20 protein-coding genes and 1 tRNA gene are annotated in these 19,691 nt (G+C 67.2%); 14 read left to right on the top strand and 7 right to left on the bottom strand.

The features are described from left to right. Positions 1-5 precede the first annotated feature (5 nt). The 3 genes from QE379_RS03270 to aguB all read left to right on the top strand — a co-directional run bounded on the left by QE379_RS03270 (position 6) and on the right by aguB (position 3,061). Positions 6-983 carry an agmatine deiminase family protein gene (locus QE379_RS03270; protein WP_307003063.1) on the top strand — a complete coding sequence of 326 codons (978 nt, stop codon included), beginning with the start codon at positions 6-8 and terminating at the stop codon, positions 981-983. Positions 984-1,233: 250 nt separating this feature from the next. Beyond that, complete coding sequence (locus tag QE379_RS03275; protein ID WP_306997795.1) at positions 1,234-2,193, top strand: hypothetical protein; 960 nt, start codon at positions 1,234-1,236, stop codon at positions 2,191-2,193. A gap of 19 nt (positions 2,194-2,212) precedes the next feature. Continuing rightward, entirely contained in the window at positions 2,213-3,061 is an 849-nt protein-coding gene (gene aguB / locus QE379_RS03280) for an N-carbamoylputrescine amidase (protein WP_306997797.1), read from the top strand. A 142-nt stretch (positions 3,062-3,203) separates the two neighbouring features. Here aguB and QE379_RS03285 read toward each other — a convergent pair whose 3' ends face one another. Both QE379_RS03285 and QE379_RS03290 read right to left on the bottom strand, forming a co-directional pair. After that, entirely contained in the window at positions 3,204-4,199 is a 996-nt protein-coding gene (locus QE379_RS03285) for an IS5 family transposase (RefSeq protein WP_306997743.1), read from the bottom strand. A gap of 53 nt (positions 4,200-4,252) precedes the next feature. Continuing rightward, positions 4,253-4,927 (bottom strand): uracil-DNA glycosylase, encoded by a 675-nt coding sequence (locus tag QE379_RS03290; protein WP_306997799.1) that lies wholly within the window; start codon positions 4,925-4,927, stop codon positions 4,253-4,255. Between the two features lie 22 nt (positions 4,928-4,949). On the opposite strand from QE379_RS03290, the gene folK reads away from it, so the two are divergent. The 8 genes from folK (at position 4,950) to QE379_RS03330 (ending at position 11,154) form a co-directional block, all read left to right on the top strand. Beyond that, positions 4,950-5,426, top strand: coding sequence for a 2-amino-4-hydroxy-6-hydroxymethyldihydropteridine diphosphokinase (gene folK, locus QE379_RS03295; protein WP_306997802.1), 477 nt, complete (start codon positions 4,950-4,952; stop codon positions 5,424-5,426). 20 nt (positions 5,427-5,446) lie between these two features. After that, a tRNA-Lys gene (locus tag QE379_RS03300) sits at positions 5,447-5,522 on the top strand. 363 nt (positions 5,523-5,885) lie between these two features. Next, complete coding sequence (locus QE379_RS03305; RefSeq protein WP_306997804.1) at positions 5,886-6,332, top strand: helix-turn-helix transcriptional regulator; 447 nt, start codon at positions 5,886-5,888, stop codon at positions 6,330-6,332. Positions 6,333-6,350: 18 nt separating this feature from the next. Then, a complete protein-coding gene (locus tag QE379_RS03310) occupies positions 6,351-6,695 on the top strand; it encodes a hypothetical protein (protein WP_267435290.1) in 345 nt (114 codons plus the stop codon). Between the two features lie 63 nt (positions 6,696-6,758). Continuing rightward, a complete protein-coding gene (locus QE379_RS03315) occupies positions 6,759-7,166 on the top strand; it encodes a hypothetical protein (RefSeq protein WP_306997806.1) in 408 nt (135 codons plus the stop codon). Further along, positions 7,163-7,486, top strand: coding sequence for a hypothetical protein (locus QE379_RS03320; protein ID WP_306997808.1), 324 nt, complete (start codon positions 7,163-7,165; stop codon positions 7,484-7,486). Before QE379_RS03315 ends, QE379_RS03320 begins: the two co-directional genes overlap by 4 nt. 129 nt (positions 7,487-7,615) lie before the next feature. After that, on the top strand, positions 7,616-10,096 hold the full coding sequence (locus QE379_RS03325; RefSeq protein WP_306997810.1) for a DegT/DnrJ/EryC1/StrS family aminotransferase: 2,481 nt from the start codon (positions 7,616-7,618) through the stop codon (positions 10,094-10,096). After that, on the top strand, positions 10,093-11,154 hold the full coding sequence (locus QE379_RS03330) for a glycosyltransferase family A protein (RefSeq protein ID WP_306997812.1): 1,062 nt from the start codon (positions 10,093-10,095) through the stop codon (positions 11,152-11,154). Before QE379_RS03325 ends, QE379_RS03330 begins: the two co-directional genes overlap by 4 nt. Positions 11,155-11,294: 140 nt before the next feature. On the opposite strand, the gene QE379_RS03335 is transcribed toward QE379_RS03330, so the two are convergent. Further along, complete coding sequence (locus QE379_RS03335; RefSeq protein WP_306997814.1) at positions 11,295-11,531, bottom strand: hypothetical protein; 237 nt, start codon at positions 11,529-11,531, stop codon at positions 11,295-11,297. A 149-nt stretch (positions 11,532-11,680) separates the two neighbouring features. Here QE379_RS03335 and QE379_RS03340 point away from each other — a divergent pair, with 149 nt between their 5' ends. Further along, positions 11,681-12,355, top strand: coding sequence for a phosphatase PAP2 family protein (locus tag QE379_RS03340; protein WP_306997816.1), 675 nt, complete (start codon positions 11,681-11,683; stop codon positions 12,353-12,355). A 4-nt stretch (positions 12,356-12,359) separates the two neighbouring features. Here QE379_RS03340 and QE379_RS03345 read toward each other — a convergent pair whose 3' ends face one another. Further along, on the bottom strand, positions 12,360-13,199 hold the full coding sequence (locus QE379_RS03345) for a CoA ester lyase (RefSeq protein WP_306997818.1): 840 nt from the start codon (positions 13,197-13,199) through the stop codon (positions 12,360-12,362). Between the two features lie 5 nt (positions 13,200-13,204). After that, on the bottom strand, positions 13,205-14,209 hold the full coding sequence (gene galE, locus QE379_RS03350) for a UDP-glucose 4-epimerase GalE (RefSeq protein WP_306997820.1): 1,005 nt from the start codon (positions 14,207-14,209) through the stop codon (positions 13,205-13,207). A 78-nt stretch (positions 14,210-14,287) separates the two neighbouring features. Between galE and msrA the strand changes: the two genes are divergently transcribed. Next, positions 14,288-14,827: a peptide-methionine (S)-S-oxide reductase MsrA gene (gene msrA, locus QE379_RS03355; RefSeq protein WP_306997822.1), complete on the top strand. Its 540-nt coding sequence runs from the start codon at positions 14,288-14,290 to the stop codon at positions 14,825-14,827. Between the two features lie 130 nt (positions 14,828-14,957). Here msrA and QE379_RS03360 read toward each other — a convergent pair whose 3' ends face one another. After that, entirely contained in the window at positions 14,958-15,893 is a 936-nt protein-coding gene (locus QE379_RS03360; protein ID WP_306997824.1) for an L-threonylcarbamoyladenylate synthase, read from the bottom strand. A gap of 92 nt (positions 15,894-15,985) precedes the next feature. Between QE379_RS03360 and QE379_RS03365 the strand changes: the two genes are divergently transcribed. After that, entirely contained in the window at positions 15,986-16,804 is an 819-nt protein-coding gene (locus QE379_RS03365; protein WP_306997826.1) for an arylamine N-acetyltransferase, read from the top strand. A gap of 61 nt (positions 16,805-16,865) precedes the next feature. On the opposite strand, the gene QE379_RS03370 is transcribed toward QE379_RS03365, so the two are convergent. Continuing rightward, on the bottom strand, positions 16,866-19,616 hold the full coding sequence (locus QE379_RS03370) for a TonB-dependent receptor (protein ID WP_306997828.1): 2,751 nt from the start codon (positions 19,614-19,616) through the stop codon (positions 16,866-16,868). Positions 19,617-19,691 lie beyond the last annotated feature (75 nt).

The following is a 19,691-nucleotide window of genomic DNA, read 5'->3' on the forward strand; positions in this document are numbered from 1 at the left end:
CCACGATGCCCGTGACCACGCCTCCACCGCCCGAATGGGCCCGGCATGAGGCCGTATGGATCGGATTCCCCAGCCATCCGGAATTGTGGGAAGAGGATCTGGAGCCCGCACGCGCGGAGGTGCTGGCCTTTGCCCGCGCGGTGCATGCCGATGGCCGGGGCGAGCGGGTGATCCTGGTCGCCGCCGATGGCGAAGCCGCCGATGCGGCGCGCGCCATGGCGGGGGATGCCGCCGATGTGGTGGTGCAGCCCTTCGGCGACATCTGGCTGCGCGATACCGGGCCGATCGTCACCGGCGACGGCACGGCGCGGCTGTTCCGCTTCAACGGCTGGGGCGGGAAATACGACCTGCCCGGCGACGATACGGTCGGCGGGCGGCTGGCCGAGGATCGCGGGATCGCCGCGACGCGCTGCGACTGGGTGCTGGAGGGCGGCGCGATCGACGGGGACGGCACCGGACTGGTCGTCACCACGCGCCAGTGCCTGCTCAACCCCAATCGCAATCCCGAACTGACCGAGGAGGCGATCACCGCGCGGCTGGCGAAGGATCTGGGGCTGACCCGCGTGGTGTGGTTGGGGGACGGGCTGCTCAACGACCATACCGACGGGCATGTCGACAATCTGGCGCGCTTCGTCGGGCCGAACCGGATCGCGCTGCCGGAAGCGGCGGAGAATGATCCCAACTGGCAGGTCTATATGGTCGCCAAGCGCGACGCGATCGCCGCCGGGCTGGAGGTCGTGACCATCCCGTCGCCGGGCCGCGTGCTTCGCGACGAGGAGATCGTGCCCGCCAGCTATATGAACTTCTATATCGGCAATGCGGCGGTGGTCGTGCCCATCTATGGCAGCGAGAATGACGCGGCGGGCGTCGCGGCGATCCAGGCGATCTTCCCCGACCGCGAAGTGGTGGGCCTGCGCGCCGATGCGATCCTGACCGGCGGCGGCAGCTTCCACTGTATCTCGCAGCAGATTCCGGCGCGGTGATGCGCTGATCCCGTTCGGGGGTAGAGGGCCCGCGCTTTCGGAAGAGAGCGCGGGCCTTTTGCTTGCGAGGCACGCCCCCAACCCCCGTTCGGCCTTCGACTTCGCTCAGGCTGAACGGAAGGGAGGAAGAATCCCGTGACCCGTGGCGTCTGGTCCGATACCCTCTTCTCAACGGAGGGAATGCGCCATGATGATCGCCCGCTCGACCGACTCGCCCCGTCGCCTCAGTCCGCCGGCGATCGTCCCTCCCATGGTGATCATAGGCGCAGCGGCGCTGCTCCGCCTGCCGGTCGCCCTGGCCTATTCCCGTATCGCGGCGCTGCTGTTCCTGTGGATCGCATCGGATGCGATGATGCTGGGCCTGATCGCGCGTGATCGCCGTCCGGGCTGGCGAGCGGGGATCGCGGCATTGGCGACGGCGGGAATGGCGGTGTTCAGCCTGTCGCCACCCCCGATCCGCACGGCGCTGCTCACCATGCCCTGGGCACTGGCGGTGCCGGTCTTCGCCATCGCGCTGCATGGCGGCTGGGGGCTGTGGCGGGTGGTCGAGCGGGTGCGGCATTGGAACCGCTGCGATTCGGAACGCTGGGTCGCCCTGCTCGCCGAGGTCTTTCCTCGGCCCTTCGCCCGCTTCGCGGTGGCGGAGGCGCGGTTGCTGCATCTCGCGCTGTTCCGCTGGAACGCCGCGCCGGATGTGCCGCCGGGGGCGACCGGCTTCGCCTATCACCGGCATCTTCAGCCGATGATGATCGCGCTGCTTCTCCTGTCCTGTGTCGAGATCGGGGTGACGCATCTGCTGGTCGCGCATTGGAACCGGGCGCTGGCGCTGATCCTGTTCGTCATCAGCGATGTGTCGCTCGTCTATCTGATCGGCCTGATCAAGTCGCTGCGACTCGCGCCTGTGTTGCTGACCGAAACGGGGGTGCGAATCCGCGCCGGGATATTGGTCGACCGGACGATCCCCTATGACGCGATCGCCGAGGTGGCGGCGAATCCGGGTGGCAAGACGGTCCGCGCCGGGGACAGCTGGAACGTCGCGCTGCTCGCCTGGCCGAATCTGATCCTGCGTCTCGCCCAGCCGCTGCCGCCGCGTTCGCGCTGGCGGCCTGTGCCGGTTCGGCGGATCGCCTTGCGGCTGGACGAGCCCGGCCCCTTCCTCGACGAATTGCGGGCGCGACTTGGCACTCGGCGCGTGACGGAGGAAAGTTGAGCCATTAAAGGGCGTCGCCATGACCCAGATCACCGTCGCCGCGCTGCAACTGGCCTTCACCGCCGATATCGACCGCAACATCGCCGAGGTCTCCCGCCTTGTCCGCGAGGCGGCGGCCAAAGGCGCGCAGGTGATCCTGCCGCCCGAACTGTTCGAGGGCGAGTATTTCTGCCGCGTCGAGGACGAAGGGCTGTTCAGCAATGCCAAGCCCACCGCCGAGCATAAGGCGGTGCTGGCGATGCAGGCACTCGCCGCCGAGTTGAAGGTCCACATCCCGACCAGCTTCTTCGAGGCGGACGGCCCGCACCACTATAACTCGCTGGCGATGATCAATCCTGACGGCAAGGTCGCGGGGGTCTATCGCAAAAGCCATATCCCGGACGGTCCGGGATATGAGGAGAAATTCTACTTCCGCCCCGGCAATACCGGGTTCAAGGTGTGGGACGGCCCCGCGACCAAGCTGGGTGTCGGCATCTGCTGGGACCAATGGTATCCCGAGACGGCGCGCGCGATGATGCTGATGGGCGCGGAGATCCTGTTCTACCCCACTGCGATCGGCAGCGAGCCGCATGACGACAGCCTCGACACCGCGCGGCTGTGGCGGCGGGCGATGGTCGGCCATGCGGTGTCCAACGTCGTGCCGATCGTCGCGGCCAATCGGGTCGGCTGCGAACATGGCCAGACCTTTTACGGCACCAGCTTCATCTGCGACGAGCGTGGCGACATCCTGGCCGAACTGGGTCGCGAGGAAGAGGGCGCGATCGTCGCCACGCTCGATATCGACCGGGTGAAGCGCCACCGCGCGGCGTTCGGCTTCTTCCGCGACCGGCGGCCGGAACTCTACGGGCGGCTGGTGCAGGATATCTGAACCTGTTCCTTCCCTTGCAGGATTCCTCTGCGAAACGGCTCATTTGTGACAGAGGATCTGGGCGAGGCTTTCGCTGCAGGGATCCGGTACGGGCCTTGGTCAGCTTTGGCTGGCCGGTTTGGAGGGGCAGGATCGCCCCGGCTCAGCCAGCGGCAAGGATGGCGGCGCGTCTGAGATTGTAGATGGTGGCAAAGGCGAGGAAGTCTGCGGCGTTCCGCTCGATCGACAGGCATCTGGTGCGCGCCTTGCCGTAGAGGCGCTTCATGGCGCTGAAGACCGCCTCGACAGGGGCGCGCCGTCTGGCGATGAGGTGGTTGCGCCGGGCCTGCCAGCGCGGCAGCTTTGGCATGTAGCGGTGCCGGCGATGCATGATGCGATCCTTGATCCCGGCCGCCTTCAGGGCCTTGCGACGCGCCTGGCCCTCATAGGCCCGGTCGGCATAGACCGCGCCTTCGTCGCCGCAGACCAGCGCGTCGGCCCGTTCGACATCCTGGACCCTGGCCGAGGTGAAGGCCAGCTTGCGGATCAGGCCCGAGCCCTCGTCCATGCCGATATGGAAGCGGTAGCCGAACACCGGCTTGCCGTCCTTGCGCGTCCAGTCGGCACCCGGCTCCTGGGGGTGCGGATCACCCGGCGCGATCCCGTCCCCGCGCGGGGGCTTGCGGGTCGCCTTGACCACCGAGGCATCAAGGATCGTCCCCCGCCGCAGCACCAGCCCCTGCGCATCCAGCTGCCGGTTGATCTCGGCAAAGCAGCGCTCCAGCACGTCCCCCGCCGCCGCAGCCGCGCGAAACCGGCACAGCGTCGTCTCGTCCGGCGTGCCGCCATCCAGCGCAAAGCCGCAGAACCGCCGGAACGACAGCCGGTCGAGCAGCGCCTCCTCCAGCCCGGGGTCCGACAGATCATACAACGCCTGCAGATACAGCGCCTTGACCATCGCCAGCGGCGCATAGGGCGGTCGACCCGTCCGACCCTGCCGCAGCGGCGACACCAGCGGCTCCAGCCGGCTCCAGTCGATCAGCCGCTCGATCCCCGACAGCTTCGCATTCGATCCCAAGCGCGGATCCATCAACGCTTCCACCAGCGATCGCTGCTCGACCATCACCATGCCCTCCTGCCCGCACAGTGAATCACTCAACCATCCTCATTGCCAGCCGTTTCGCAGAGGAATCCTTGCAGGGGAGGAATGGATTATCCCCGCAACTCCACGGCCCGGGCAAAGACGGCCTCGAACATCTCGGGTGTCAGGCGGCCGGTATTCTGGTTGTAGCGCGAGCAGTGATAGCTATCGAGCACCACCGGCCCGCCGCCCGGCATCCGGTGTTCGGCCAGATGCGCGAAGCGGGCCTTGGGCAGCTTGCCGCCCAGCGCCTTGACCACCGACTGGTGCGCGATCTGGCCCAGCGCGATGACGACCTTCAGTCCCGGAAGTGCGGCCAGCTCCTGCTCCAGAAAGGGGCGGCAGGTGCGGATTTCGTCGGGCGTCGGCTTGTTCTCGGGCGGCAGGCATTTGACCGCGTTCAGGATGACCGCGCCGGTCAGCGTCAGGCCGTCATCGACCCGCGCCTCGAAATTCCCCTCGGCCAGACCGAACCGGGCGAGCGTGCCATAGAGAAGCGGCCCCGCGCCGTCGCCGGTAAAGGGGCGGCCCGTCCGGTGTGCGCCATGCTTGCCGGGGGCGAGGCCGACGACCGCCAGCCAGGGATCGGCATCGCCGAAGGGCGGGACGGGCGCGTTCCACCAGCCGGGATATTCGGCGGCGACCACCTCGCGCACTGTGGCCAGGCGCGGGCAGAGCGGGCAGTCGCGCGGCGGCTGGATGGGGATCAGGGGCGCGGGGACGGCGGGAAGGGATGCATCGGGCATCGCGCTCGGGTAGTCGGGTGACATGACGACGACAAGCTATGCCATCGCACTGGGTTCCAACCGTCCCGGGCGGCATGGCGGTCCGCGCGACGAGGTTCGCGCGGCCTTGGCGGCGCTGGACGGTGTCTATGCGGTGTCGCCGATCCTCACCACCACGCCGCTCGGCCCGTCGATCCGCGCCTTCGCCAATGCCGCCGCGCTGGTCCGCAGCCCGCTGACCCCGCCCGAGATGCTGGCGCGGTTGAAGGCCATCGAACGCGACTTCGGGCGACGGCGCGGCCGGCGCTGGGGGGCGCGGGTGATCGATCTGGACATCGTGCTGTGGTCGGGCGGGCGGTGGCGTTCGGCGGGATTGACCGTGCCCCACATCGCCTATGCGCAGCGCGCCTTCGTCCTCCACCCCCTGGCGGCGATCGCGGGGGCGTGGCGCGATCCGTGGAACGGCCGCCGCATCCGCCAATTGCGACATGGTGTTGACCGCAGGCGTCCACGCCCCTAGGTCGCGTTCACCCCGATGGAGGGTCCGTAGCTCAGTTGGTAGAGCAAGCGACTTTTAATCGAGAGGTCCCGGGTTCGAGTCCCGGCGGACCCACCACGGGGGTGTTTCAGGGCGTCTCACGCCCTTACCCAAATCACACAGGATCGATCGTCGGCGTGGGCGCGGGATATCCGATCCCCCCGTGCCTTGATCGCGCGCGCCGCCGCGGCATGGCCCGGTCGCCGGATCAGCTTGCGGGATTTCCAACCGGAATGGACTGGTCTGGCACCGAAACCGCTCCTATCTGCGGTGGGGTTGATCGAGGATAATCGCAGGGCATGATTCGTGTTGTCGCAACCATTTGGGCTCGCCGATCGAATCGCGGTGAAGGGGGCGATCCAGCGCGGGTGGCGGACTGAATGTCCTGTCTTTCCAGCGCTCCTGGGGTCATAATCGTGCACGATGGTTAATGGGGGCAACTTGGAGCACGCGGCGAAGCTGCTGTCTGAGCGGCAGAAGGAATGCTTGCGCCTGGTCGGGCAGGGTTTGCGATCCAAGGAGATCGGCCCGATCCTGGGCCTCGCGCCCGGTTCCGTCGATACGTACATCAAGGCCGCGGTCGCCAGGCTGGGGGTCAGCGATCGGCGCGTCGCGGCCCGTATCCTGTCGGAATTCGAGCTATCCCAACGATTGGGATCACCACCGGAACAGCTTCCACCGACCGTCGAGGCTGAGGCAGACGAGGTGCAGCGGGAGCCGCAGGGGTTCTGGAGGGAAACCCTGAAGCTTCCGCCAATCGGCGGACATCCCAATCGCTTGTCGTCAAAGGAGCGCCTGCTCGCGATGGTGCGGGTGGCCTGTGTCATGACGGGGTTTTCCGCCGGTTTCATTCTTCTATTCGTGGGGGCTCTGCACGCGTTGAGCTGAGCCCCGGCCGGAGGTATCATGCTCAACATCGAACCGAATAACGCCGCCCGGGTGGCCGAGACGACCCGGAACGCGATCCGCCAATATGACGAGGCGCTGAGCAGTGCGGCACGCCTGACGCTGTCCTTCATCGAGGCGAGCACCAACACCAATATTCCGGTGAACGAGACGCAGAAGATCCTAGCCGCCGTTCACCAGAGCCAGTCCGATCTGGTCTCCGCGCGTGGCACCATGGCGTCGGCGGTGTCCCTGATGACCAGCGTTCAGCGGCGCAGCAACATCGCGGAAACCAGCTTCGGCTGTCCGGGGCCGACGCCGCTGGATTATGCGAAGCTGGCCGAGCCCGTGCGGGCTGTGGCCTGATCGAATCGATCCGGCATTGACGGTGGGCGGGTAGGTGTGTTGGTCCAAGCGATGGTTCCAGCGATGTTCCTCTTGCTCACCGTATCCAGCCTGATCTTCGCGGCATGTTTTGGAGGGAGGGACGCGCGATGGGCGGCAGCCTTGGTGCTCGCGGCTGTCATAGCGACCGCCGTCGCGGAGGAGCTGAATCGGAATTGGGGCTCGGTGCACCTGACGGTCGCGGCGGTGGATTTCTGTCTGCTGATCGGTCTGGGCCACCTCATGCTGATCAGCCGGTCCTTCTGGCCGATCTGGATGACGGCGGCGCAGCTTCTGACCGTGCTGTGCCACGCTGCCGCCGCGCTGGCGGGGCCGTACAACCAGCAGATCTACACCGCGCTGGCCACGCTGTGGTCGATTCCCTGCCTGCTGAGCATGGTGGTGGGAGTCGCGCTGGATCGCCGGGCGATCGCGAGATTTCCGAATGGTTGAAAACCTATCTGCGTCAGCGCCGCGCGCGTGCGCGCCATTTCAACCAGCGGCTGTTCTCCGACCCGGCATGGGACATGGTGCTCGACCTGTTCGTCGCGAATGTGGAGGGTCGATCGATCTCGACCTCGTCGGCCTGTATCGGCGCCGGTGTCGCATCGACGACCGGCCTGCGCTGGCTCAACACGCTGGAAGCCGAAGGACTGGTGCGGCGTGCGGCGGATCCGCGCGATCGTCGGCAGCGCTTCATCCATCTGAGGCCGGACGCCATATCGGCGGTCCGGGCCTGGTCGATCGAAGCGATGCTGGCGCTCAGGGGCTGATCGAGACGCCCGTGAAACAGGCCGGGGGGATAGCGGCACGACCGGGCGATCCGCGCATTCCCCTTGTGCTAACCCGTTCTTAAAGGCGAATATGGGACAGGCACGAACGTGTCCCAGGAAATGCGCCCCATGGATTTTCCGCTCATCGCCCCGCGCCCGCCGCGGCTGTCCGAGCAGATCGACGGCCTGAAGCGGATCGAGCAATCCGGCCAGTTCAGCAATGGCGGGCCGGAGGTGCGTGCGCTGGAGGCGGAGATGGTGGCGCGGCTGTTCGAGGGTCGGGGGGCGGCGCTGGCGGTGGGCAATGCGACGCTGGGGCTGATGATCGCGATCCGGCAGGCGGCGGGGATGCATCCCCGCCCCGGCGACCTGGCGATGATGCCCGCCATGACCTTCGCCGCGACGGCGCAGGCCGCGATCTGGGCCGGGCTGACCCCGCTGGTCATCGATATCGATCCGCAGGACTGGACCGCCGATCCCGCCGAAGAGGAACGGATGCTGGCGCGCCATGGCGACCGGATCAGGGTGATCGTGCCCTATGCGACCTTCGGCACCGATCTGGACCTTGATCGCTATGCCTGGCTCGCCCGGCGTCACGGGGTGGGGATCGTCATCGATGCCGCCGCATCGCTGGGGACGCTGGACGCCGTCGGACGCGGTTTCGGCGCGGGGGCTCCGTTCACCCTGGTCTATTCGATGCACGCGACCAAGACCTTCTCGGTGGGCGAGGGCGGGTTGATCTATAGCGGCGATGCCGACCGTATCGACCAGTTGCGTGCGATGGTGAATTTCGGTTTCGAATCCGGCCGCCATGCGACGCTGCCCGGCATCAACGGCAAGATGCCCGAGGTGCTGGCCCTGATGGCGCGGTGCAAGCTGACCGAGATCGATGCGATCTGCGACGCCCGCGCGGCGCTGGACCGGGAATATCGCGGCGCGCTGCCCGGATGGTCCTTTCAGCGTCAGACGGTCAGGCGGCAGGCGACCCAGTTCATGCCGGTGCTGTTGCCGCCCGAACTGGCCGGGCGGCGGGGCGAGGTCATCGCGGCCCTCGCCGGCGACGGGGTGGGCGCGGGCCAGTATTTCAGCCCGCATCTGGGCGAGCAGGCGCTGTTCCGCGAAACCGCGCTGATCGAACCGACGCCGGTGGCCGATGCCCTGTCGGCCCGCATATTGAGCCTGCCGATCACCGATGCGATGAAGCGCGGCGATGCGCGGATCGTCGCCGGACGACTGACGAGCGCCGTTGCGCGGATGTCCGCCGACGTGAGCGTCGAAAAGGTGCTAAGCCCGATCAACGCCGTGGTGATCGGCGGAGGACCCGCCGGGACCGCGATGCTGACGGCGGCGAGCAAGAACGGCACGCTGGAGACGCTCGCGCAAGGGGGCCTGACCCTGGTCGAGCGGTCGCAGCATATCGGGCCGGGCGCGCTGGGCGGCTATGCCATCCGTTCCGATACGACCGCCGAAACCTTCTTGTCGGCGGTGAAGGACAATCCGCATCCCGAACTCGCCGCGCTGGAGGCGCATCCGGCGGGGCGGTTGATGGCAGGCTATTGCGGCGCGCTGGGCGCTCCGTTGCGTGACACCGCGCCGCTGCTGGCGGCGACGGCGGAGCGGTTGCGGACGATCGTCACGGTACATGGCGGACAGGTGCTGACCGGCGTCGAAGCGGTCGGTGCGCAGCGGACGGCGGACGGCCATTGGCGGACGATCCTGTCGGGCCCGGATGGCGAGCACAGGCTCACCTCGCGCAGCATCGTCGTCGCGACGGGCGGCTATCAGAGCGACGAGCAGGTCGCGGCCAGGATCGTGGCGGGCGCGCCGCTGGGGCAGATGGCGGGGGATCGGCTGATGCGATCGGACGCACTGCTCCGCCAGGGGGGGATGGCACAGGTGGTCAAGCGGCTGGCGTCGGTCCGGGCGCCGCGCATCGTGATCGTCGGAGCGTCCACCAGTGCGCTGGCCAGTGCCGTGCAATTGCTCAAATGCCATGATCTGCCGTTGGGCGCGGGGGCGATCACGTTGATGGTGCGCACCCCGCCCAAGCCGTTCTTTCCGACGGTCGACGCCGCCCGTCAGGAGGGTTTCACCGATTTCACCGCCGACGATGTCTGTCCGGTCAGTGGGTTCGTCCTGCGGCTCGCGGGGCTGCGGCTGGAGTCGCGCGAACTGGTGCTGCGGATGCTGTCGCTGGGCGGGCGGGAGCCCGATCCGCGCATGACCACCTATCGGATCGTCGGGGAAGACGATCCCGAAGCGCGGGCGCTCATCGCCGAGGCCGATCTGGTCGTCGGCGCGCTCGGCTATCGTCCCCGGTCGCTGCCGCTGTTCGATGCGGAGGGTGCGCCGATCGCGCTGGCGCATGAGGCGGGACGGCCGATGGTCGATCGCCATTGCCGCATCCTCGATGCGCAGGATCGCCCGGTGCCGGACGCCTATGGCATCGGCCTGTCCGCCGGTTTCGTGCCCTGGGGCCCGCTCGGCGGGGAGAAGAGCTTTCGTGGTCAGGCCAACGGGCTGTGGCTGTGGCAGAACAATGTCGGGCAGATGATCGTCGACCAGTTGCTGGGTCAGGCGATACCCGAATGCGACAGCGCGGCGGCATGAGCGATCCTGTCGTCAGCCCTGTCGTCAGCGTGGTCATCCCGGCCTATAACGGCGCCGGGCTGATCGGCGAGACGCTGGCGAGCCTGGGCGACCAGACGATGACCGAATGGGAGGCGCTGGTGGTCGATGACTGCTCGTCCGACCATACCCGTGAACTGGTACGCAACTGGCCCGACACCCGAGTCCGCCTGATCGAGAATGCGGTCAATGGCGGCCCCGTGGTCACGCGCAATCGCGGCTTCGCCGAGGCGCGGGGGCGGTATCTGGCGGGGCTCGACCAGGACGATCTCTGCCGCCCCGAAAGGCTGGCGCGGCAGGTCGCCTATCTGGAGGCGAACCCCGATGTCGTGCTGGTGGGCGCGCAGACCGAGCAGTTGGTCGAGGGGCGGGTTCTGCCCATGAACTATGCGGCACACAGCACGCCCGACCTGATCCGCTGGCTGAGCTGGATCGAAAATCCGCTGGCCTGGTCGACGGTCATGGTGCGCGCGGATGTGGCGAGGCGGCTCGATCCGTTCACCCGGCCCGAGCTTCTCTATGCGGAGGACTTCGACCTCTATCACCGCATCGCCGCCTTCGGTCGGATCGCCCGGCTGGACGAGCCCCTGCTCCTCTATCGCCAGCATGCGGGCGGCGTGTCGAAAAGGTTTATCGAGAAAATGCGGGCCAGTGCGACGCGGGTCGTGACGGAGGCGCATGCGCCGCTGCTGGGCGATGCCGCGTCGGAGGTCGCCCATCTGCTCGTCCGGCACAATATGGGCGGGGTGCCGATTCCCGATGGCGCGACGCTTCGGCGGCTGGGACAGGCGATCGCGACGTTGCAGAGCGCCTATCTGGCGCAGGTCGCCCCCGATATCGAGAGCGTGAAACTGATCCGCTGGGAAACCGCGCGGCGTTGGCGGCAATTGGCGCGGGCGGCCCTTCGCTCGGGTCGCGTGACGCTGGGCGATGTGTTCGCCTCACGCCCCCCGCATATGGGACTGGGCTATGCCGGGGTGGAGGACTTGCTGGGGTGGCGGATGATCGGGCTGGCGCGTCGCCTGGGACAAAATCGGTGAGCGATGCACGCCTCTTCGAACGATCAAGGTTGATCTTGGCCAAACCGGATATTCGAATGACAGCTTGAAGACAGCCCTGTCGAAGGGTTGGTCGCGTATAAGATCATCGGCCCGCGATGGCGCACGCCGATGGATATCCGTCAGAAGAGATGTTCGACCAGCTTCGACGCGCCAATGGCCACACCGCCCACGGCAACCCAGCTAGCCATCGCACCGAAAGTCAGGATGAGCAGACGGTCGAGCGGCGAAATGACGTGTTGGTCCATGGTCGTGCAATCCTCTCCAACCGGTCTGTGTGCCGGGATGGGGCAAATCTGCGATAAAATGACGGAAGACGCAAACCCGTTTTTCGAATTATGGTGATCGATATTGTTCACCAGAGCCGTATTGATGCGGTCGGCTGACGTCGCACAGCGCCTGCAATCGGTTGCAATTGCCCAAATGCTGTCGTTTTGTCAAAAGCTTGGGATGATCGACGATCCGTTCGGGATCATCGGCAGGACGACGGCGAATCAGGTGAATTTTTTTGACAGACCAATCCCCCGAACGCCTGTCCGCCATGCCTCGGGCCTTGCGAGGGGCGGCGGCGGGCGCGGCGGCGCTGGCGATTCTCCTGTTCGCGGGGCTGCTGGTCGATCGCTGGCCGTTCGATTGGGACCGGGCGATTCTCACCGGGCTTCGCGCCCATGCCCAGTCGCGCGGGTTGATGCGTGCGGCGGTCGATATCACCGCACTGGGTAGCGTGCCCGTGCTGGTGCTGATGGTCGGCGCGGCGACGCTGCTGCTGGCGGCACGCGGCTGGTGGTTGACCGCCGGTGTGACGGTGGCGTCGGGGATCAGCGGCGGCGCGGTGGTGACCCTGGTCAAGCAAGGCGTGTCGCGCGCCCGGCCCGACCTGGTGCCGCACTGGGTCGATGTGTCCAACGCCAGCTTCCCCAGCGGCCATGCGGCGGGCAGCGCGATGGTCTATCTGACCCTCGCCGCGCTGGCGACCCAGGTGACACGGCACCGCCGGGTGCGTCATGCCATCGTGGCGATGGCGGTGTTGCTGGTCGGGGCGATCGGGGTCAGCCGTGTCTATCTGGGCGTCCACTGGCCGTCCGACGTGGCGGCGGGGTGGTGCTTCGGCACGCTCTGGGCGCTCGGCTGGTGGTGGGCCACGGCGGCGATCCGCGCGTCCTGGCCCACCATGCGCGAATAGGGGCTTAGGCTTGAGCGCGCGCCAGTAGAGCCTGCGCGGCCTTCAGATGCGGTGCGTCGACCATCCGGCCATCCAGTTGCAGCGCCCCTGCGCCGGGATTCATGGCGAAAAGATCGACGATCGCCCGCGCGCGGGCCAGTTCGTCCGCCGACGGGGTGAAGGCGGCGTTGATGACCGGCACCTGGGACGGGTGGATCGCCATCATACCGGTAAAGCCGTCCCGTCGTCCGCGCGCGGCATAGGCGGCCAGCCCCTCCAGATCGCGGAAATCGGGATAGACCGTCTCGATCGCGCTTACCCCCGCCGCATGCGCCGCGAACAGGGTCAGCGAGCGGGCGAGTTGATAGGGCGGGGTATAGCCGCCATCGGCTTCCCGCGCGGTCGCGGCGCCGATCGCGGCGGGCAGATCCTCCGCGCCCCAGGTCAGCCCGGCGAGCGGCAGGCTCGATCCTGCATAGTCGCCCAGCCGGAACAGCGCGGTCGGGGTTTCGGTGGCGATCGGCAGGATCGGGATATGGTTCACCCCACGCGCCGCCAGCGCATGGAGGCTGACCAGCCCCTCGGCCTTGGGCAGCACGATCCCGTCGGGCCGGGCGGGCAGAACCGCCGCTAGGTCGTCCGCCGCCAGCGGCCCATCGACCGGGTTGATCCGCACGAACAGCGCCACCGCGCCGTCACGCGGTTCCGCCAGGAACCGGGCGATGGCGTCGCGTGCGCGCGGCTTGGCATCGGGGGCAACCGCATCCTCCAGGTCGAGGATCAGCGCGTCGGCGCCCGATCCCATCGCCTTGGCCATCCGGTCCGGCCGGTCGCCGGGCACGAACAGCAGCGAACGCAGCCGCATGGGACTTAACGCCCCATCTCGGCCAGCTTGCGCTCCCAGGCCAGGGCGTCGCGGACGATGCCGTCCAGATCGTCGCGCTCGGGCCGCCAGGCCAGGGTGGACAGGATCGCGCCATTGTCCGCGACCAGCTCCGCCGGATCGCCCGCGCGGCGCCCTTCCAGGCGGCGCTCGATCCTGTGATTGGTCACGCGGTCGACGGCGTCGAGCACTTCGAGGACCGAGAAGCCCCGGCCATAGCCGCAATTGAGCGTGTGGCTCTCACCCGGCTGCGCGACCAGCAGGTCGAGGGCGGCGACATGCGCGGCGGCGAGGTCGGAGACATGGATATAGTCGCGCACCCCCGTCCCGTCGCGGGTCGGGAAGTCGGTGCCATAGACGCCGACCGCGTCACGCTTGCCGATCGCCGCCTCGACCGCGATCTTGATCAGGTGGGTCGCGCCGACCGTCGACTGGCCTGAGCGGCCCTGCGGGTCGGCACCCGCGACGTTGAAGTAGCGCAGCGCGCAATAATTGATCGGATGCGCGGCGGCGACGTCCTTCAGCATGATCTCCGTCATCAGCTTGGACATGCCATAAGGGTTGATCGGGGCCTTGGGGTCATTCTCGGTGATCGGCACTTTTTCGGGCGTGCCATAGGTGGCGGCGGTCGAGGAGAAGATGAAATGGGGCACGCCCTCGGCCACCGCGCTTTCGATCAGCGAGCGGCTGGCGGCGGTATTGTTGCGATAATATTTGAGCGGATCGCTGACCGATTCCGGCACCACCACCGAACCGGCGAAATGCATGATCGCACGGACCCGGTGCTCGCGGATCGCGGCGCGGACCGTGTCGTCGTCGGCGACGTTCGCCACGACCAGCGACGCGCGCGGATCAACCGCCCAGTCGAAACCGGTGACCAGATTGTCGAGCACGACGACCTCATAGCCCGCGTCCAGCAGCGCCAGCACGGCATGGCTGCCGATATAGCCCGCGCCGCCCGTCACCATCACTTTGCCGTTGATCGTCGCCATCACTTTGTCCCGAACCCTTGGATTGCCGTGGCCTAGCGCCTTCCTATCTAAGCATACAAGACGACGAGGAGATTTCGCGTGACTGAGTATGTGACACTGGCGGGTGGTTGCTTCTGGTGCACCGAGGCGGTGTTCAAGGACGTGATCGGCGTGGAATCGGTCGAAAGCGGCTATATCGGCGGAACCGTCCCCAACCCGACCTACAAGCAGGTCTGCGGCGGCGACACCGGCCATGCCGAGGCGATCCGCATCGGTTTCGATCCCGAGCAACTGGTGCTGGACGATCTGCTGGATATCTATTTCGCGACGCATGACCCGACGCAGCTCAACCGGCAGGGCAATGACGTGGGTACGCAGTATCGCTCCGCCATGTTCCCGGCGGACGAGCGACAGGAAGTCGCGATGAAGGCGGCCGTCGAACGCGCCCAGGCGGGTTCGGACAAGCCGATCGTCACCACCATCGAGCCGATGGCGGAATGGTATCCTGCGGAGGATTATCATCAGGATTATTGGGAAACGTCCGGCCGGTCGAACCCCTATTGCATGGCGGTCATCCCGCCCAAGCTGCAAAAGCTGCGCAAGAGCTTCGCCGCGCGGTCGAAGGCGGTGACGGCGTAATTTCGCCTGGGGGTGGGTTATGCCCTTGGCCTTCGATTTCGCTCAGGCTGAACGGGACTTGGGACATGAACCCTTCCTCCGTTCACGCTGAGCGAAGTCGAAGTGCACGCCCCGAACTTCGCCGAAACCCCTATCGCGTCGCCGCGCGTCGCAGCCGGTCGTTGATCGCCTCCCCGATCCCCTCGACCGGGATCGGCGCGATGGCCAGCCTGGGGCGGTCGCCGGTATCGGCGCGGTGGAGTGCGTCGAACAGATTTGCAGCCGCTTCCACCGGATCGCCGGTCGCCGACAGCGTGTCCTGCCCCGTCACCGCGCCGAAACCGATCAGCCATTCGTCCGCCGCCGCCTTCGTCGCGTTCAGCCGCAAGGGCTTGGCGGGGGCGTAATGGCTGGCGAGTTGTCCCGGCGCGGTGACGATGGCGGGGGCGTCGGGGCCCTGCTCGACGGACCCCAGCACGCCCGCCAGCATCGACGCCGTGACGGGGCCGGGGCGCAGGATGGTGCGGCCCGCGACGATGGTCGATTCCAGCCCCGCCTCGGTCGCGCCGTCATCCAGGATCGGCACGGCGGGGCCCAGGCTGGCGCGGACGTGCGCGGCGCGGGTCGGGCTGATCCCGCCGCTGGCATTGGCGGACGGGGCGGCGAGGGGGCGACCGCTCTCCGCCAACAGCGCCTGCATCGCCCGGTGGCGGGGCACGCGGATCGCCACCGTCTCCAGCCCCGCCGTCACCAGCGAGGCGATGCCCGACCCGGCGCGCACCGGCAGGACCAGCGTCAGCGGCCCGGGCCAGAATGCCTCGGCCAGCGCCAGCGCATCGGCGTCGAACAGCGCCAGTTTCCGTGCCGTCGCCAGATCGGCGACATGGACGATCAGCGGATTGAACGAGGGCCGCCCCTTGGCGGCATAGATGCGCGCGACCGCTCCGGCGTCGGTGGCGTCGGCGGCCAGGCCATAGACGGTCTCGGTCGGTACCGCGACGATCCCGGCCGTCAGAATGACGTGGGCGGCGGCGCGGATCGCGGGCGGGGAGAAGGGCAGGGTCGGATCGTGGTCGGGGAAGCGCATGGTCGCGCCGCCCTATACCCGCTCGCCGCCGCCGCGATAAGGGGGCGCGTCCCCCTTCGACAATCGGCATTGGGCACCCTATCTGGCGGATCATGTTCGATCTCGATTCCTATCTCGCCCGCATCGCCCTTCCGTCGCGCGTCACCGTCGATGCCGAGGGGCTGGCCCGGCTGCAATGGGCGCACCGGCTGGCCATCCCCTTCGAGAATCTCGATGTGCGACTGGGCCGCACGATCGCGATCGACAGCGACAGCGTCTTCGCCAAGCTGGTGACCGCCAAGCGCGGCGGCTATTGTTTCGAGCAGAACCGGCTGTTCCTCGACGCGCTGGCCGCGCACGGCTTTGCCGCGCGCCCACTGCTCGCCCGCGTCTGGCTGCGCGCCAGCGACGTGCCGCCGACCACCCATACGTTCAGCCTGGTCCATATCGACGGGCAGGACTGGATCGCCGATGCGGGCTTCGGGGGCAGCTATTCGCCGCCCATGCCGTTGGTCGACGGGGCGGAGGCGACCGCGCCCGATGGCGCGCGCTTCCGGTTGGCCCGCGACGTCCAGCATGGCTGGATGCTGCTGCGCAACGGTCATCCGGGGCATACCGATGGCCGCTCGACGGGTGACGGGTGGGAGCCGCAATATAGCTTCACCACGGATCAGGTCTGGGACGCGGATCTGAGCATGGGCAATCACTGGACCGCGACCGCCGAGGACAGCCGGTTCCGCCAGGCCAATATCGTCAGTATCATCCTGCCGCACGGCTTCGCCTCGCTGACCGACCGGCATTATCGCCGCCGGGTCGGCCAGGACGAGACCAGCGCGACGCTGAGCGACCCGCGCGTCTATCGGATGCGGATGAGCCTGATGTTCGGCATCGACCTGACCGCCGACGAGACGGCCAGCCTGTTCGCGGACTGACCCAAGCGGCCCGTTATCTTCGCCATGTCTGCGGCGAAGCGGGCCGCCTTCCCCCGATCGATCAGAATCGGAAGCGCACCCCCGCCGACAACAGGCTCGCCTCCCAGCGGATGTCTCGCGGATAGCGCGGGTCCTTCACATAGCTGTGGTACGGCGTGCGCAGCAAATTCGTCGCGTCCACCGTCAGCGTGATATTGTCGTTCAGATTGTAGCTGGCCGACAGGTCCAGCCGCCCGACCCCGCCCGAATAGACGGTGGTGTAGACGCCCGGCGCACCGAAGCCGTCCACATTGGCGCTGCGGTAGTTATAGGCCAGCCGCACGCTCGTCGGCCCCAGTTCGTACAGGCCGATGACGTTGAAGCTGTACTTGGACACGCCGGGCAGGGTGTTGCGCCCGCCGGCGAAATTGGCGGCGGAGGGCAGGACCTGCTCACCGTCGATATAGGTGAAGTTGGCCTGAGCCCCGAGCCCACGCAATGCGCCGGGCAGGAAGTCGAAGAAGGTGGTGCCCGCCACCTCGATCCCCTTGATCGTGCCCGACCCCGCATTGGACGGGCGATAGACCAGGATGTCGCCGAACGGCGCGACATTGACGATCTGCGGCAGAGAATTGATGAAGCCGTTGATCTTGCGATAGAATCCCGCGACCGACACCGATCCCGTCCGCGAGAAATAATATTCCAGCGAGGCGTCGTAATTGTCCGACCGGATCGGTTGCAGGTTCGGGTTGCCGCCATTGCCGGTGTAGGAAATGTTACCCCCGACGGTGCCCTGCGACACGGTCAGCGTCGGGTTGATCTGGTTGAAACCGGGCCGCGACAGCGCCTGGGTCCGCGACAGGCGCAGCTTCAGCCGGTCGGTGAAGTGCAACTGCGCGCTGATATTGGGCAGGATGTCGGTATATTGCGTCGAGGAGTTGATCGGGACCAGCACGGTGCCGCCATCGGCGGTCGGCAACTGGTTGGTACCGTTCAGCTTGTTGCGCGTCAGGATCACCCGCGCGCCGATCACGCCGTCGACCGGGATGCCGATGTTGAAGGCGTAATTGACCTGCGCATAGGTGGTATAGACCTGCTCGCGTGCCTGGAAGGCGTTGAGCGGGTTGAGATTGGGCAGTTCGGGGGCCCAGGCGGCGCGCGTGCCCGCATCCGCCCCGGCCCGGACCAGCGCGTCGCGGATATAGCCCCGCACATCGTTCAACCGGTCATTGAACAGGAAGGCGTTGGGCGCGTACCAGGACCGGAACTGCTGCACGTCATCCCCGTGGAAGCCCGGCTCGACCAGCCCACCCTGCGACACGGTCGGCACCCGGTTGATCGGGTCCCTCAGGCTGGCCAGCGAGGCATAGCGATCGCCATAGACCGAGCTGGCGTTGCGATCGCCGTAACGCAGGCCGAACAGGAATTTGGGAAAGATCGACGAACCGGTATCGAGCGCGACATTACCCTGCCACTGCCACTGGCTGCCCACCGCGCGGCTGCGATTCTCGATCAGGCCGCGCATGTAGAAGCTGTCGGGATTGGTGAAGTCGACGCCGCTGGGCGTGAAGTTCACGCTGCCCTGATCGTTCAGCTTGACCGCCAGTGACAGCGGCGTCGCGACCTGGGTCTGGAACTGGCCCCAATTGTTGTTCGTGGTCGAGCGCGTATAGGCGAGGTCGGTGGTGAAGACGGCGTTGCCGGTTTCCCACTTGGCGCCCAGCGCGCCCTGATAGGTGTCGGTGCGGCTGGTGCCGAATTCCTTGCTGGGCCCGTTGACCAGCCCCAGGTCCACGTCGAACGATTCGAGCGTCGTGCCGTCCTGGGTCAGCACCGCGTTGCGGATCGTCGGCGGGTTGCCGCCATTGGGGTTGGACTGGATGGGCACGCCGAAAAAGTCGTTGGCGTTGCGGTTGCGATAGCCCTGATACAGGCCGTCGGCATAGATCATCAAATTGTCGGCGGGCTTCCACTGAAGTGAGCCGTTGACCGAGGGCCGCTGGCGGGTGCCGCGTCCGTAGAACAGGCCGATATCCTGCGGGAAAGTGAAGTTGCGGCCGACCGAGGCGGGCAGGACCGCTTGCGCGGCGGGGACATTGTCCTGAAAGCCCTGATAGCGGACCGAGTTCAGGAAGCGGGTCTGGGTGAAGGAGGCGTTGATGAGCGCGCCGATCTCCCCAATCCCGGTCTGCCACCGGTCGCTGACCAGCAGGCTGCCGATCGGGTCCACTTTGCGCGATTCCGAATTATAGACACCGCGCGCCGCGCCCGCGAGCTGGAAGCCCTTGAAGTCGAAGGGGCGGCGCAGGCCCACGTCGATCAGGCCCGCGATGCCGCCTTCCAGATTGTCGGCGGTCGTCGCCTTATAGACCTCGACCCGCGACAGCGCCTGGGCGGGGAAGTCCTGGATCGACACCGAGCGACCATCGGCGGTGAAGATCTCACGCCCCTGCACCGTCGTCTGCACATTGGGCAGGCCGCGGATCAGCACGCCATTAGCCTCGTCGGCATAGCGGGTGACCTGCACGCCGGTGACGCGCGCGATCGCCTCGGCGGCGTTGTTGTCGGGGAATTTGCCGATATCCTCGGCGACCAGTGCATCGACGATCGCGTCCGAGTTGCGCTTGATGTTCTGCGCGTTGCTCAGACTCTGGCGAATGCCCGTGACGATGATGTCGGCGCTGCCCGGTGCCGTCTGCTCGGCGGGCTGCGCCTGATCCTGCGCGGGTTCGGCCTGGGGCGCTTGGCTTTGGGCGGTCGCGGGGGTGGCCAGCGCCAGGGTGGCGAGAATGGATGCCGAGGCCAAAAGGCCACCGATCGATGCGTGCTTCATAAACCCCTCCTTTGATCTTTTCTGACGGAAACGTTTTCGGTCGTGGTCGGATTCAGGGTGCGCCGTGTTCGGCTT

Origin of the sequence: Sphingomonas sp. SORGH_AS_0879 (genome assembly GCF_030819175.1) — a bacterium.
Taxonomy (GTDB): Bacteria; Pseudomonadota; Alphaproteobacteria; order Sphingomonadales; family Sphingomonadaceae; genus Sphingomonas.